13 protein-coding genes are annotated in these 14,178 nt (G+C 59.7%); 11 read left to right on the top strand and 2 right to left on the bottom strand.

The window, feature by feature from the left end; all coding sequences use genetic code 11:
• The first annotated feature begins 31 nt into the window (after positions 1–31).
• From K3727_07020 to eda, 5 genes are all read left to right on the top strand, one after another.
• On the top strand, positions 32–1,018 hold the full coding sequence (locus tag K3727_07020) for a GlxA family transcriptional regulator (protein ID UWQ92524.1): 987 nt from the start codon (positions 32–34) through the stop codon (positions 1,016–1,018).
• 607 nt (positions 1,019–1,625) lie between these two features.
• Positions 1,626–2,657: a type I glyceraldehyde-3-phosphate dehydrogenase gene (gene gap, locus K3727_07015; GenBank protein ID UWQ92523.1), complete on the top strand. Its 1,032-nt coding sequence runs from the start codon at positions 1,626–1,628 to the stop codon at positions 2,655–2,657.
• Between the two features lie 4 nt (positions 2,658–2,661).
• Positions 2,662–4,110 (top strand): glucose-6-phosphate dehydrogenase, encoded by a 1,449-nt coding sequence (gene zwf / locus K3727_07010; GenBank protein ID UWQ92522.1) that lies wholly within the window; start codon positions 2,662–2,664, stop codon positions 4,108–4,110.
• Positions 4,111–4,123: 13 nt separating this feature from the next.
• Positions 4,124–5,932, top strand: coding sequence for a phosphogluconate dehydratase (edd, locus tag K3727_07005; GenBank protein UWQ92521.1), 1,809 nt, complete (start codon positions 4,124–4,126; stop codon positions 5,930–5,932).
• Positions 5,933–5,937: 5 nt separating this feature from the next.
• Entirely contained in the window at positions 5,938–6,591 is a 654-nt protein-coding gene (eda, locus tag K3727_07000) for a bifunctional 4-hydroxy-2-oxoglutarate aldolase/2-dehydro-3-deoxy-phosphogluconate aldolase (GenBank protein ID UWQ92520.1), read from the top strand.
• Positions 6,592–6,738: 147 nt separating this feature from the next.
• Here the strand turns inward: eda and K3727_06995 are convergent, their stop codons facing one another.
• Positions 6,739–7,782 (bottom strand): aldo/keto reductase, encoded by a 1,044-nt coding sequence (locus K3727_06995; GenBank protein ID UWQ92519.1) that lies wholly within the window; start codon positions 7,780–7,782, stop codon positions 6,739–6,741.
• Between the two features lie 132 nt (positions 7,783–7,914).
• On the opposite strand from K3727_06995, the gene K3727_06990 reads away from it, so the two are divergent.
• From K3727_06990 to metG, 5 genes are all read left to right on the top strand, one after another.
• Positions 7,915–8,313, top strand: a complete 399-nt coding sequence (locus K3727_06990; protein ID UWQ92518.1) for a rhodanese-like domain-containing protein — start codon at positions 7,915–7,917, stop codon at positions 8,311–8,313.
• 403 nt (positions 8,314–8,716) lie between these two features.
• Positions 8,717–9,325 (top strand): hypothetical protein, encoded by a 609-nt coding sequence (locus K3727_06985; protein ID UWQ92517.1) that lies wholly within the window; start codon positions 8,717–8,719, stop codon positions 9,323–9,325.
• A 186-nt stretch (positions 9,326–9,511) separates the two neighbouring features.
• Complete coding sequence (locus tag K3727_06980) at positions 9,512–10,111, top strand: YceI family protein (protein UWQ92516.1); 600 nt, start codon at positions 9,512–9,514, stop codon at positions 10,109–10,111.
• A gap of 91 nt (positions 10,112–10,202) precedes the next feature.
• Positions 10,203–11,426 (top strand): MFS transporter, encoded by a 1,224-nt coding sequence (locus K3727_06975; GenBank protein ID UWQ92515.1) that lies wholly within the window; start codon positions 10,203–10,205, stop codon positions 11,424–11,426.
• A 135-nt stretch (positions 11,427–11,561) separates the two neighbouring features.
• Positions 11,562–13,280, top strand: coding sequence for a methionine--tRNA ligase (gene metG / locus K3727_06970; protein UWQ92514.1), 1,719 nt, complete (start codon positions 11,562–11,564; stop codon positions 13,278–13,280).
• Positions 13,281–13,398: 118 nt separating this feature from the next.
• Here the strand turns inward: metG and K3727_06965 are convergent, their stop codons facing one another.
• On the bottom strand, positions 13,399–13,578 hold the full coding sequence (locus K3727_06965; GenBank protein UWQ92513.1) for a hypothetical protein: 180 nt from the start codon (positions 13,576–13,578) through the stop codon (positions 13,399–13,401).
• Between the two features lie 345 nt (positions 13,579–13,923).
• Between K3727_06965 and K3727_06960 the strand changes: the two genes are divergently transcribed.
• The gene (locus tag K3727_06960; GenBank protein UWQ92512.1) at positions 13,924–14,088 is read left to right on the top strand and encodes a hemin uptake protein HemP; all 165 of its coding nucleotides are present in this window, start codon (positions 13,924–13,926) and stop codon (positions 14,086–14,088) included.
• Positions 14,089–14,178: the final 90 nt, after the last annotated feature.

Raw genomic sequence — 14,178 nt, 5'->3', positions numbered from 1 at the left:
TCCAAACTTTACAACATGCGAATCGTACTTGATGAAATCCGCAAAAAACATCCTTCAACCCGAACATCGGGCCCTGAAAACCGCCGTCCTGGTGCTGGACGATTGCAACACGCTCAGCTTTGCGGCGACCGTAGATCCGATGCGGGCGGCCAACCGTTTGGCGGGTCGCGCGGCGTTTGACTGGGACTATGTCACCGCCACCGGTGCACCCGCAACGCTGACCAGCGGGGTGCAGGTACCCGGCATCCCGTTGTCGCGATTGGACAGCTGCGAGCTGTTGATTGTGGTCGCCGGATTTCAGCTCGCGCGCCATGCGACGCCCTCGCTTCTGGCCGGATTGCGCCGGATCGCGGGCACCGGTGCCACCATCGCCGGGATCGACGGTGGTCCGTGGTTGCTGGCCGAAGCTGGGCTGCTGAACGGCCATGCCGCGACGAACCACTGGGAAGATCTGGAGAACTTTGCCACCCGCTTTCCCGATGTCGACGTCAGGCAGGATCGTTTCGTGGTTTCAGAGTCGCGCCTGACCAGCGGTGGGGCCACTCCGGCGATCGAAATGATGTTGCACATCATTGGGGCCCGCCATGGCGCAGGCTTTGCCTCGCGCGTGGCTGGGTTGTTTTTGTACGACGGCCCTACGGCCCCTGCTCAGCGTCCACAAAGCCGCCTGGGTTCGCACAAACACAATGCCCTGACGGCCAAGGCCCACGCCATGATGGAGGCGGCGCTGGACGACCCGATCCCGCTGGCTGAAATTGCCAAATCGCTTGGCAGCTCACCGCGCAGCTTGCAGCAACAGTTCCGCCTGCGGTTGGACACCACGCCGCAGGACCATTACCTGCAACTGCGTCTTGCCGAAGCCCGCCGTCTGGTCACTGATACGGAAACACCGCTGATGGATGTGGCGATTGCCACCGGTTTCACATCTCAATCCAGCTTTGCCCGCGCCTTTCGTACCGCTCATGGGACCTCGGCGCGTGACCTGCGGTTGGAAAACCAGCGCACGACCTTACACTAATCTCCTCTCTGTGCCGGGTCGGAAAGCCCCTGGGCAGAGGGAACATCAGAAACGGGCGGGAACGACGGGCCCCGCTCTCATCCCAATTTGCGCTCGAATAATCCGCCCGTCCAAAATGCCGCCATGTGAAGCAAGCGGGCACTCTATGCGGGCACCGCTCATGTGATCCTCTCGGACCGATAAACAACGCTGGCGTTTTTCCGCCTTGTGGATGGCCAAGCGACGTATTGCGTTTTCGACGAAAACTCGGCGGGTCGGATGATGAAACAAGCCGATATTGTCAACGTGCCCGACCAAGACCTGAACTGGATTCTGCCCGCCCCTATGCCGGTGGAGAAAAAGGTTGGAACTTGGCCAACTGAAAAGGCCCAAGCTGAAAACTCTGTCGCCTGAGGTTTTGGAAGCGGCCTTGTCGCATGGTGCCAGGGTTGCGGCCGTCCCTGTTTTGCGTGCCGGTGCCAATCCCCCGTGGGCAGGAGAGCGTTGAACAAAACCGAGACCCAAGAGAGGCCCAACAAGAGACTCGCTTTTCTTTTCCATCCATGTTAGCGCTATCATCAATAGATGCGGCCGCTCTCTGGCCCTATCCCGCGCGGAGGATGAATCAATGACAGTCAAGATTGCAATCAACGGATTTGGGCGAATTGGTCGGGGTGTGCTGCGTGCGCTCATCGAGGGGAACACCCATGATATCGAGGTCATCGCCATCAACGATCTGGCCCCGGCACAGACCATTGCCCACCTTTTGAAATACGACAGCGTTCACGGGCGGCTGAACGAACGCGTTCTTGTGGACGGTGACCGGCTGGTGGTTGGAAAAAACAGAATTCGCCTGACCGCCATCCGCAACCCCCAGGACCTGCCCTGGGGAGACGTCGATATCGCCTATGAGTGCACCGGCCTGTTCACGACGCGTGAAAAGGCTGCGCTGCACCTCGACAATGGATCCAAACGGGTACTGATTTCCGCACCGGGCACGGATGTTGATCGAACCGTTGTTTACGGAGTCAACCATGCGGATCTGACACCTGATGACGTGATCATTTCCAATGCATCCTGCACCACCAATTGTCTGGCCCCGATTGCAATGGTCCTGGATCAGGCGTTTGGCATCACAACCGGTTATATGACCACGGTCCATTCGTTCACCGGCGACCAGCCCAGTCACGACACCAGCCACAGCGACCTTTACCGCGCGCGGGCCGCGTCACTGTCGATGGTACCCACGTCAACTGGCGCGGCGCGGGCAATCTCGCTGGTCCTGCCACAGCTCAAGGGCAAACTGGAAGGCTCGGCCATACGCGTACCGACACCCAATGTCTCTTTGGTGGATCTCTCCTTTGTGCCGCGGTCTTTGGCAACGCGGGATGACATCAATTCGGTGATCCAAAAGGCGGCGCAGGGTCCGCTTGCCGGTATCCTCTCCTATGAAGAAGATCCGCTTGTCTCGATTGATTTCAACCACGATTCACATTCGTCCTGCTTTGCCGCAGCGCAAACCTCGGTGACAGATGATGGCCTGATCCGTATCGTCAGCTGGTATGACAACGAATGGGGATTCTCCAATCGAATGATCGACACCGGCCGCCGGATCGGAGCCCTGCTCCGAACTGGCAACGCTTTCAGCTTGGCGAGTTGAATCAATGGTGTCTCGTGTTATACCAGTTGATCCTTTTGACCTGGTTATCTTTGGTGCAACAGGCGACCTGGCGCGCCGTAAAATCCTGCCGGGTTTGTTCCATCGCTTTGCCGTGGGGCAAATGCCTGCGGATGCCCGGATCATCGGGGCGGCCCGTTCAGCGATGGCCGAAGACGCCTTCCGCGAACAGATGCGCGCGACCTTGACCGAATTCGCGCCCGACCTGAGCGCACAGACCGATGTGCTGGACGGTTTTCTTGCCAAGATCAGCTATGTCTGCGTCGATGCAACTGGGGAACAGGGTTGGACCGAACTGGGTGAAAAGCTGCGCAATGGCGTGACCCGGGCGTTCTATCTGTCGGTGTCCCCGGCTTTGTTTGGTGCGCTTGCCGCCAATTTGAATGCCCATGGCATTGCGACACCCGACAGCCGCCTCGTGGTGGAAAAACCCTTTGGCCACGATCTGGCTTCGGCCAGGGCCCTGAACGCCGATTTGCGCCACAGCTTCGAAGAACATCAGATCTATCGGATCGACCATTACCTGGGCAAGGAGACTGTCCAGAACCTGATGGCATTGCGGTTCGCCAATTCCCTGTGGGAACCGTTGTGGAATTCCACACATGTGGACCACGTTCAGATTACCGTAGCCGAACGCCTCGGCGTCGAGGGGCGCGGCGAATACTATGACCGCTCGGGCGCGATGCGGGACATGGTGCAGAACCACCTGATGCAGCTCTTGTGCCTTACCGCGATGGAGCCACCGTCCAGACTGCACCCAAACGCGGTGCGGGACGAAAAAGTCAAGGTGATAGAGGCCCTGGAGCCTGTTCCCCAAGCCGATATCATACGCGGTCAGTATCGGGATCGCGATGGCTCTGGCAGCTACCGTGATCACGCCGGCGACGCCAAAAGCAACACCGAAAGCTTTGTCGCGTTAAAGGTCAACATCGGCAACTGGCGGTGGGCAGGCACACCTTTCTATTTGCGCACTGGCAAGAAACTGCGCGCGCGCACATCAGAGATTGTCGTGATGTTCCGGGATCCACCACACATGATTTTTCCGAAAATGGAGGGACGGCGCGGAAACGCCCTGATCATTCGCCTGCAACCCGACGAAGGCATCACCCTGCGTACCACGATCAAGGAACCCGGCCCCGGCGGAATGCGGCTGGCCGAGGTTACGCTGGACATGACCTTTGCCGATGCCCTCGGCGAACAGGCCCAAGCCCAAGACGCCTATGAGCGGTTGATCATGGACGTGATCCGGGGCGATCAGACGTTGTTCATGCGCGGTGACGAAGTCGAAGCCGCCTGGGCCTGGGCCGATCCGATCATTTCGGGCTGGGAAGAGGCCCGCCTGGCCCCCGCCCCCTATGATCCCGGCAGCTCGGGACCCGAAGACGCATTGATGCTATTACATCGGGATGGCCGGCGCTGGCGCGAGATTGATTGAAAGGCAACAGAACATGACCCTGAACCCAACGCTCCTCCGCGTCACCGAACGCATCGTTGCCCGCAGCCAAGCAACCCGGAAACCCTATCTGGAGCGCATGGCTCAGGCCACATCCAAAGGTCCGGCCCGGGCGCATCTGTCCTGTAGTGGGCAGGCCCATGCCTATGCGGCAAGCGGTTCGGACAAAGAAGGACTGTGTGATGGGCAATCTGGCAATCTCGGCATTGTTACGACCTACAATGACATGCTGTCTGCGCATCAGCCCTTTGAACGCTATCCCGATTTGATCCGGCAGGCGGCCCGTGATGTGGGGGGAACGGCACAGGTCGCGGGCGGTGTGCCTGCCATGTGCGATGGTGTCACCCAGGGCGAAGCCGGGATGGAATTGAGCCTGTTTTCTCGGGATGTGATCGCGTTGGCGGCTTCGGTGGCGTTGAGCCACAATACTTTTGACGCGGCTGTTTTTCTTGGGGTCTGCGACAAGATCGTGCCCGGACTGGTGATTGCAGCCCAGACCTTTGGCCATCTGCCAGCCGTTTTCCTGCCAGCAGGTCCGATGACCAGCGGGTTGGCAAATGATGAAAAAGCCAAGGTCCGTCAGGACTTTGCGACCGGAAAAGTTGGCCGTGATGCGTTGATGGCTGCCGAAATGGCCGCCTACCATGGCCCCGGCACCTGTACCTTTTATGGCACCGCCAACACCAACCAGATGCTGATGGAATTCATGGGGCTGCATCTGCCCGGATCCAGTTTTGTGCCGCCAAACACCGAATTGCGCGATGCGCTGACGATCGAAGGCAGTCGGCAGGCCCTGCGCCTCAGCGCCCTGGGCGACAAGTATACGCCAGTCTGCAACATTCTGGACGAAAAGGCTTTTGTGAACGGAATCGTCGGGTTGAATGCCACGGGTGGTTCGACAAATCTGCTGATCCACCTTGTCGCGATGGCGCGGGCGGGCGGAATTGTGCTGGACTGGCAGGATTTTGCAGATCTGTCGGCGGTGACGCCTTTGATGGCGCGGGTCTATCCCAACGGATTGGCAGACGTGAACCATTTCCACGCGGCGGGCGGTCTGGGCTATTTGATCGGCGATTTGCTGAACGCTGGCCTGCTGCACCCCGACACGCAAACGGTGGTTGGGACCGGGCTGGAACACTACGCCAGGGATCCGGTGCTTGCCGACGGTACGCTGGGCTGGCGCGACGGCGCGGGTCACAGCCTGAACGACAAGATCCTGCGCCCGGCCAGCGACCCGTTCCAACCGACCGGGGGTCTTAGCCTATTGACCGGATCGCTGGGCAGCGCTGTGATGAAAGTCTCGGCTGTGGCTCCCCAACATCAGGTGGTCGAAGCACCCGTACGGGTGTTTGCTGACCAGCAGGCCGTCAAGGCAGCGTTCAAGGCCGGAGACTTCACCGACGATCTGATCGTAGTAGTGCGCTTTCAGGGACCAAAAGCAAACGGCATGCCTGAACTGCATAGCCTGACGCCGCTGCTTTCGATCCTGCAGGGACGGGGCCAGAAAGTTGCGCTGGTCACGGATGGGCGCATGTCTGGTGCATCCGGCAAGGTGCCAGCCGCCATTCATGTCTGCCCCGAAGCTGTCGATGGCGGTCCCATCGCAAAACTTCGGGACGGTGACGTGCTGCGCGTGGATGCCGTGGCCGGAACGCTGGACATCCTGACCACAGGTGTCCTTGATCGCCCGGCCGAGGTGGCGGATCTGTCCGCCAACCAAGCAGGCACGGGCCGCGAGCTGTTTTCCATGTTCCGCAACACCGTCAGTGCCGCCAACACAGGCGCAACCATATTCGGAGGCTGATCGCCATGACACTTACGCCATCTGATGCAAGCCAGCTGACCCGAGGGATTTGTGCGCTCGCCCCTATTGTTCCAGTTCTGGTGATCGACGACATCACCAGCGCCCGCCCCCTGGCCGAGGCCCTGGTCGCAGGTGGATTGCCAGCGCTGGAAGTCACGCTGCGCACGCCAGCAGCCTTGGATGCCATCGCCATCATGGCCCAGGTGCCGGGTGGGCATGTCGGCGCCGGCACCTTGGTCACCCCCGAAGATGTGCGCGCAGCAAAACAGGCTGGCGCAACCTTTGGCGTCTCCCCCGGCGCAACGGATGAATTGCTGAAGGCCTGCGAAGAGGCGGATCTGCCACTTTTGCCTGGCGCTGCAACTGCAAGCGAAGCGATGCGTCTGTTGGCGTGCGGCTATGACATGCTCAAATTCTTTCCCGCCGAGACCTCGGGCGGTGCACCAGCGCTGAAAGCTATCGGTGCCCCCCTTCCCCAAATCACTTTCTGTCCCACAGGCGGTATCAGCCCAGCGAACGCCAAAAGCTATCTAGACCTCCCAAACGTCATCTGCGCAGGCGGAAGCTGGGTCGCGGCAAAGGACAAGATTGCGGCTGGGGACTGGAGCGGAATCGAAACCCTCGCCCGTGACGCCTCCAAGCTGGGAACCTCATCATGAACGGGATCCGGCAAAAGTTTGATTGGCACCGCAGTCGAAGGAAACCACCACCCGGTCGTTGACGCAGAGGGGGCGTGCCCTGGCACGCCTCTCACCCCCTGTGAAATCGAAGCCTTTGCCGATAGCGTCCGGTCGGGCCGCATCCGGTCAATAGGGCATCGGGTGCGCCCGGTGCGCGACATTGATTTCGTCCAGAACCTCCTGGCTCAACTCCAGATCGGTCGATCCGAGGATGTGATCCAACTGTGCCAACCGTGTCGCCCCAAAGATTGCCGAAGCCATGAAGGGCCGCGTCCGACACCAGGCCAGCGCCATGTGCACAGGGTCCAGCCCATGACGCGCCGCGATCTCCAGATAGGCGTCCACCGCGTCATAAACCCGGTCCGAATGGCGCCCGCCCAACTCGGGGTTAATCGTCTTGCGTGACCCTTCGGGTAGTGCGCCGCCCTGATACTTGCCGGTCAACAATCCGGTCCCCAGCGGCGAAAACGCCAATAGCCCAACATCTTCGTTTACGCTCAGCTCGGCCAGATCGGTGTCATACATCCGGCAGACCAGAGAATATTCGTTCTGGATCGACGCCACCCGTGGCCCGCCCTGCGCATCGGCAATCCGCAGCCATTGTGCCGTGCCCCAGGCGCTTTCGTTCGACAGACCAAAGGCGCGGATATTGCCCTTGTCCACCTGTTCCTGCAGCGCCTCCAGGCATTCAGCCATGTTCGCCAGGGTTTCTTCGCGGTTCTGGCTGGATGGGTCAAAGGTCCAGTTCTGGCGGAACATATAGCTGCCCCGGTTGGGCCAGTGAAACTGATAGAGGTCGATGTAGTCGGTTTTGAGCCGGCGCAACGAGGCCTCGATCGTGGGGGCAATGGTCGCCGCGCTGATCGGTGCCCCGTCGCGCACGTGCTTCATGCCTTCACCCGAGTGTTTGGTGGCCAGAATGTAATCGCCACGCCGCCCCGTACGTGCGTTCCAATTGCCGATGATTGCCTCGCTGCCCCCAATATTTTCGGGGCTGATCGGGTTTACCGGATACATTTCGGCGGTGTCGATGAAATTCACCCCACCCGCCAGCGCCTGGTCAATCTGGGCATGGGCTTCGTCTTCGGGGGTTTGCGTGCCAAAGGTCATGGTACCCAAACACAGCTCAGAGACCATCATCCCTGTCCGGCCCAGCGGATTCATTTTCATCGGGACATTCCTTCTTTGTTCGCGGTTGCTGTGAAGGTAACGCTCTGGGGCGCGACCACAAGCCCCCCGTTTTGGCATTGAGCCTTCGCCCTGTTTGCGCCAGCCTGCAACACAACAGCCAAGGAGAACGCCATGCCCCAAACCATCACCACAGGAATCAAAACCCTGGTGGACGACGCCAACAAGGTCGTGACAACCCTGTCTGTGGCCGAGGCCAAAACCCTGTATGACAACGAGGATTACGTGTTTGTCGACCTGCGTGACATCCGAGAACTGCAACGCAGCGGCATGATCCCCGGTGCCTTTTCCTGCCCGCGCGGGATGCTGGAGTTCTGGATCGACCCCGACAGCCCCTATCACAAGGAGGTCTTTAATCAGGACAAGACCTATGTGTTTTATTGCGCCAGCGCCTGGCGCTCGGCGCTGAGCGCGCGCACCGCCCAGGACATGGGATTGAAGCCCGTGATGCACCTGGAAGGCGGGTTCAGCGCATGGGTCAAACAGGACGGCCCCACGGTTGAAAAGGGCTGAACCGGGACCCAGGTTGGTCGTCGGTGTCGGTGTCGGTGCACCGGGCTTTGGGGCCGAAATCTCTGGGGGCAAAATCTTTGAGGGAGATCGGACAGCGCTGTCTGGCTTCAAATGTGAAACATCACGACAATCGACAAGATCGCACGCAGCATCGGCCAGTTTCGCGCCGCTGATGTCGATGAAGATTGTGGTGTAGATGGCGGTGGCGACCGTCCGGTCCCCCAGGCATCAGATTTCGACGCTGCCCGCTTCGTTATGGCCACCAGCCGCCCAGCCCTTTTAGTAAGGGAAACGGTCGATTTGGTTGCGTTGCGACGATGCGCGAGGGACGGGGCTCCTCCTGTGGTCTGAGAGGTCGTGAAAGAATATTGAGAACATAACGGGAACATAGTAAAGTGCTCTCATGTCGACTCATCTGCTCAGACGCGCGCCAGAGCGGGCGCGCCCGCATCTTACCCTGCTGCCCGGAATCACCCTGTCGCAAGCGCGGGTGCATGAGGCGTGCGGCGCGGCGCGGCGCAGTTTTGCGCTGTGGCTGGCGTCTGTCTGTAGCGGGCCGGTGCTGTGGATTTCTCCGACCTGGGAACCCGGACAGCTGAACCCGGACGGGATGCGGGATTTTGTCGACCCGGGGCGGTTCATCTTTGTCAGCGCGGCGCGGGCCAACGATCTGCTGTGGACGATGGAAGAGGCCCTGCGCGCAGGAGCGGTGCCCCTGGTTGTGGCCGACCTGCCTGCACCGCCCGCACTGACCCCGGTGCGCCGCCTGCATCTGGCCGCCGAACAGGGCGGCACCCTGGGGCCTGCACCGCTGGGGCTGCTGCTGACCCCCGGCGAGGGCGGGGCGCAGGGCATCGAAAGCCGCTGGCGGATGACCCCGTGTCATCAGGCCCGGTTGCGGATCTGGCATCTGGAGCGGCTGCGCGCCCGGACCCTGCCACCGCGCGGCTGGCAATTGCAGCAGCGGGCCCCCGGAGCCGGGATGAACCTGGTGGAGCCGGAAACGGTCTGACCCGCTGACTGGCAGAACGCCAACCTGTTGGGGGCGCTGCCCCCACCGCAGCTCTGCTGCGGCTCCCCCGAGGTATTTCCAACCAGAAAGAAGCAGGAAGGCGGCTCTCTGGATCTGACAAAACAGTGACCCCCGGCTGACAGCGAGCGGAAAGATGTTACGGTCACACACAAAGGGGCGCATCACGTGACATTTCCAAATCGACGCCAAGCGATCGCAGCACTGGCCGGGCTGATCGCCCTACCCCGCACGGCCCTGGCGCAAATGCGGCAGTATCAGTTGGTACAAGGGGAGTCGCAGGTCGGGTTCCTATTTGACCTGCAGGGAAGCAAACAGCGCGGCACCATCCCTGTTCACAAGGCAGATATCCGGATCGATCCCAAGGCCCTGCACAGGGCGGTCGTGGCCGTTGATCTGAATGTAGCCAAAGCCCGTACCGGGATATTTCTGGCAACACAGGCGTTAACCGGACCAGAGGTTCTGAATGTGGCGCACTATCCGATGATCCGTTTTCGATCCACGCAAATCCGATTGGCACCCAGTGGGCGATTGTCAGACGGGGCCGCGGTTATCGGAGACCTGACCATCCGCGACGTGACCCGTCAAATCACCCTGAGCGCTGATATCTACCGCCCCGCAGGCAGCGCGCCCGACGCCCTGGACCGGTTGAGCATTCAATTGAAAGGCAGTATCAGCAGGCAGGCATTCGGAGCGGTCGGATTTCCCAAGCTGGTTGCCGATCAGGTACAGATCGACATCCGCGCCGTGATCCATGTTACGGAATAAGGCGACGAAGTGATGACAATACCCCATTCGCGACATCAATACGTCGAAAAATCCCAAGCGGCCCGCCCACCTTGCGCCATGGTGTGACGTCATGCGCCTGATCATTTCCTTTGCCGCCCTGTTTTTGTCCGTCATTCTGCTGCAGCTCTCGACCGGAGGCGTCGGGCCGCTAGATGCAATTTCCGGCCTGTCGCTGAACTTTAACAAGGGACAGATCGGTCTGTTGGGGTCGGCGCATTTCCTGGGCTTTTTCATTGGCTGCTGGTGGGCCCCGCGGTTGATGGGGTCGGTCGGGCATTCGCGTGCTTTTGCCGTCTGTACTGCGTTGGGTGCCATGGGGTTGATCGGCCACACGTTGACCGAAGACCCTTATGTCTGGGCGATGCTGCGGATTGCGTCGGGCACCTGCGTGGCCGGCTGTTACACCGTGATCGAAGCCTGGTTGAATTCAAAGGTCACCAATGAAAACCGCGGCCGTGCAACCGGGGTTTACCGCATCGTCGACATGAGCGCATCGCTGGGAGCCCAGTTGATCATCGCCGTGCTGCCGCCGGCCAGCTATGTGTCCTATAACCTGTTGGCAATCCTGTGCTGTGCTGCCTTGTTGCCATTGACCCTGACCAAGGCGAGCCAGCCCGAAACACCCGATGCGCCCCGTCTGCGGCCCAAATTGGCCTGGCGCTGTTCGCCTCTGGCCGTGGCCGGTGTGATCGTCGCGGCGCTCAGCTCGGCATCCTTTCGGATGGTCGGTCCGATTTACGGCCAGGAAGTCGGGTTAGAGATCGGGCAGATCGCGTTTTTCCTGGCGGCTTTTGTTCTGGGTGGTGCGTTGGCGCAATATCCGATGGGCTGGTTAGCGGATAAATACGACCGCCGCTGGGTGCTGATCTGGTTGTCTGTCGTCGCCATTGTGTCCTGCGGCATCACCATGATGGCCAGTTCGTCAGGCATCACTGGCGTCATGCTGTCGGCGGTCTTTTTTGGCTTTACCACCTTTCCGATCTTTTCTGTCTCGGCTGCCCACGCCAATGACTTTGCCACATCAGAGCAGCGAATCGAGCTCGCCGCCGCGCTGATGTTCTTTTTTGCGTTGGGGGCCATTGCCGCCCCCTATGTCGCCTCCAGCCTGATCGAGGCCTATGGCCCCGGAGCCCTGTTCGGATTCATCGCGTTGGGCCATGTGGTGCTGATCATCTTTGGCCTGACCCGGATGCGGGCCCGCCCAACCCCCGAAGACCGGACCAAATATGTCTATTCGCCGCGAACGTCCTTTGTGGTCGGCCGGTTGTTGCGACGTCAGCGCGAGCGTCGCTAGCCCAGGCAGTCCAGCCTGACACAGTGAGAAAGACGTGACTTTCCCCCGCGGTGTACAAATGGGCTTCGTTTCGGGGGTGACGCATACCCATAGCTGCGGTAAACACGCCCGCACCACATCAGACGGCGGATAAAAATGGCGCGGATTCTCATTACCTCGGCAATTCCCTATATCAATGGGATCAAACACCTGGGCAACCTTGTGGGCAGCCAGCTGCCGGCGGACCTGTATGCCCGGTATCAGCGGTGCCGGAACAATGAAGTCATGTTCCTGTGCGCCACCGATGAACACGGCACCCCGGCCGAGCTGGCCGCCGCAAAGGCCGGCAAGCCGGTCGCCGAATATTGTGCCGAGATGCACGCTGTCCAGGCCGAGATCGCCAAGGGATTCTGCCTGAGCTTTGATCACTTTGGCCGGTCCTCCAGCCCGCAGAACCACGTGCTGACCCAGCATTTTGCAGGCAAGCTGGCAGAGGCAGGGTTGATCCGCGAAGTCTCGGAAAAACAGGTGTATTCCAACGCTGATGGCCGGTTCCTGCCCGATCGCTATATCGAAGGGACCTGTCCCAACTGCGGCTATGACAAGGCGCGCGGCGACCAGTGTGAAAACTGTACCAAACAATTGGACCCGACCGATCTGATCGAACCGCGCAGCGCGGTGTCGGGGTCCACCGATCTGGAAGTGCGCGAGACCAAACACCTGTATCTGTGCCAGTCCTCTCTGAAGGAGGATCTGGACGCCTGGATCGACAGCAAGGCCGACTGGCCTATTCTAACAACCTCGATCGCCAAAAAGTGGCTGCACGACGGTGACGGATTGCAGGACCGTGGCATCACCCGCGATCTGGATTGGGGCATCCCGGTGAAAAAGGGTGGCCATGATTGGCCCGGCATGGAAGGCAAAGTGTTCTATGTCTGGTTCGATGCCCCCATCGAATACATCGCCTGCGCCGGTGAATGGGCCGAGGCCAATGGCAAGACAGACGCCGATTGGGAACGGTGGTGGCGCACCGACAAAGGGGCCGATGACGTGCGCTATGTCCAGTTCATGGGCAAGGACAATGTGCCCTTCCACACGCTCAGCTTCCCGGCGACCATTCTGGGTTCGGGCGAGCCATGGAAGATGGTCGATCACCTGAAATCCTTCAACTACCTGAATTATGATGGCGGTCAGTTTTCGACCTCGCAAGGGCGCGGCGTGTTCATGGATCAGGCGCTGGAGATCCTGCCCGCCGATTATTGGCGCTGGTGGCTGTTGAGCCATGCACCGGAAAACAGCGACAGCGAATTCACCTGGGAAAACTTCCAGCAGTCGGTGAACAAAGATCTCGCGGATGTGCTGGGCAATTTTGTCAGCCGCATCACCAAATTCTGTCGCTCGAAATTTGGCGAAGCGGTGCCTGAGGGTGCCGAATATGGGCCGCAGGAACAGGCCTTGATCGACGAGGTCACTGCACGGGTCCGCACTTATGAAGCCCATATGGAAGCTATGGAAGTTCGCAAGTCCGCCCAAGAGCTGCGTGCAATCTGGGTTGCGGGCAATGAATATCTGCAAAATACCGCGCCATGGTCCGTGTTCAAAACCGACCCAGAACAGGCCGCTGCGCAGGTCCGGCTGGGCCTGAACCTGGTTCGGCTTTATGCCGTGCTGAGCGCGCCGTTCATTCCACAGGCCTCGGCCAGTATGCTCGAGTCGATGAAATGCACCGACGACAGCTGGCCCGATGATGTGCCGGCCGCGTTGTCCGCGCTGACACCGGGACATGAATTTGTCGTCCCCGAAGTCCTGTTTGCCAAGATCACCGACGATCAACGCGAAGATTGGCAAACTCGGTTCTCGGGCACCCGGGACTGACCGATCCCGGCGGTCGACATCTGATCCTTGCACAAACACAAAAGCACCCCGCATCGCTGCGAGGTGCTTTTTCTTCAATCCGTCGTCGGAAAACCCGACACCACAAGAGACTGGCGTCTTATTCCACCACCTGCCCGTTCATCTCTTCGCGGGCCAGATGCCCGATTTCAGCACAGGCGTCATAGTCACCGGCAACGCAGCGTTCTTTGGTCGCGCGCCGCTCTTCTGTCGGTTGCTTCCAGCCGCCACAAGCCGTCAAAATCAACGGCAAGAGCAGCACGAGTGAAATACGTTTCATGTCTCCAATCCCCAAAAGCTTTGCCCCATAATGCGTAAAATTCTCTCTGAAACCAAAGGGAGATTTGAAAAAACCTGATATTTCAGGCCGGTCGCCCCCTGGATTGTTTCAGTTGAAGCACAAATACAGCGCCTTGGCGAACACTGATCACCAAGTGTTTGTCAAAAAATAATACCTTAGTAAAAAAGTCAGATTGACAAAGCTGACTATATCAATCAGGTATTATACATCAGCCACCCGATCTGGAATCGGGAAGCCACGACCATCAACGCAACCCCATAGGGGCCCCGCACCCGTTCCAGCGGATGCCAAGGGCCCCATGTGATCCGCAACGAGGCTGATGCCATGAATCAAATCGTCCGAGACACCGTGTCCACCGCAACCGAAGTATTCCCCACATTTCACGCCGAAGAACTGACCAAGGGCGGAAATCAGGCGCGGATTCTGCTGAACGGTCAAATTTATTCCCTGCGCATCACTCGGGCGGGGAAGTTGATCCTGACAAAATAGATCCAATTTAGGTCAAATTGATCGAAATCGGTCGCATGCAAGCGACTCAGTTTTCGCCTTTTTGATCTTTGGATCGGAGGGACGGTCGCC

This window comes from Rhodobacteraceae bacterium M382 (assembly GCA_025141015.1).
Taxonomy (GTDB): domain Bacteria; phylum Pseudomonadota; class Alphaproteobacteria; order Rhodobacterales; family Rhodobacteraceae; genus Aliisedimentitalea; species Aliisedimentitalea scapharcae.
This window is presented reverse-complemented; position numbering and strand designations above follow the sequence as displayed.

What these genes read in the sequence shown, in the direction of transcription:
- eda (UWQ92520.1), top strand. Translation starts at nt 5,938, where the DNA reads ATGACACTTACGCCATCTGATGCAAGCCAGCTGACCCGAGGGATTTGT.
- K3727_06960 (UWQ92512.1), top strand. Translation starts at nt 13,924, where the DNA reads ATGAATCAAATCGTCCGAGACACCGTGTCCACCGCAACCGAAGTATTC.
- K3727_06995 (UWQ92519.1), bottom strand. Translation starts at nt 7,782, where the DNA reads ATGAAAATGAATCCGCTGGGCCGGACAGGGATGATGGTCTCTGAGCTG.
- K3727_06985 (UWQ92517.1), top strand. Translation starts at nt 8,717, where the DNA reads ATGTCGACTCATCTGCTCAGACGCGCGCCAGAGCGGGCGCGCCCGCAT.
- edd (UWQ92521.1), top strand. Translation starts at nt 4,124, where the DNA reads ATGACCCTGAACCCAACGCTCCTCCGCGTCACCGAACGCATCGTTGCC.
- K3727_06975 (UWQ92515.1), top strand. Translation starts at nt 10,203, where the DNA reads ATGCGCCTGATCATTTCCTTTGCCGCCCTGTTTTTGTCCGTCATTCTG.
- K3727_06990 (UWQ92518.1), top strand. Translation starts at nt 7,915, where the DNA reads ATGCCCCAAACCATCACCACAGGAATCAAAACCCTGGTGGACGACGCC.
- K3727_07020 (UWQ92524.1), top strand. Translation starts at nt 32, where the DNA reads ATGAAATCCGCAAAAAACATCCTTCAACCCGAACATCGGGCCCTGAAA.
- K3727_06965 (UWQ92513.1), bottom strand. Translation starts at nt 13,578, where the DNA reads ATGAAACGTATTTCACTCGTGCTGCTCTTGCCGTTGATTTTGACGGCT.
- metG (UWQ92514.1), top strand. Translation starts at nt 11,562, where the DNA reads ATGGCGCGGATTCTCATTACCTCGGCAATTCCCTATATCAATGGGATC.
- gap (UWQ92523.1), top strand. Translation starts at nt 1,626, where the DNA reads ATGACAGTCAAGATTGCAATCAACGGATTTGGGCGAATTGGTCGGGGT.
- zwf (UWQ92522.1), top strand. Translation starts at nt 2,662, where the DNA reads ATGGTGTCTCGTGTTATACCAGTTGATCCTTTTGACCTGGTTATCTTT.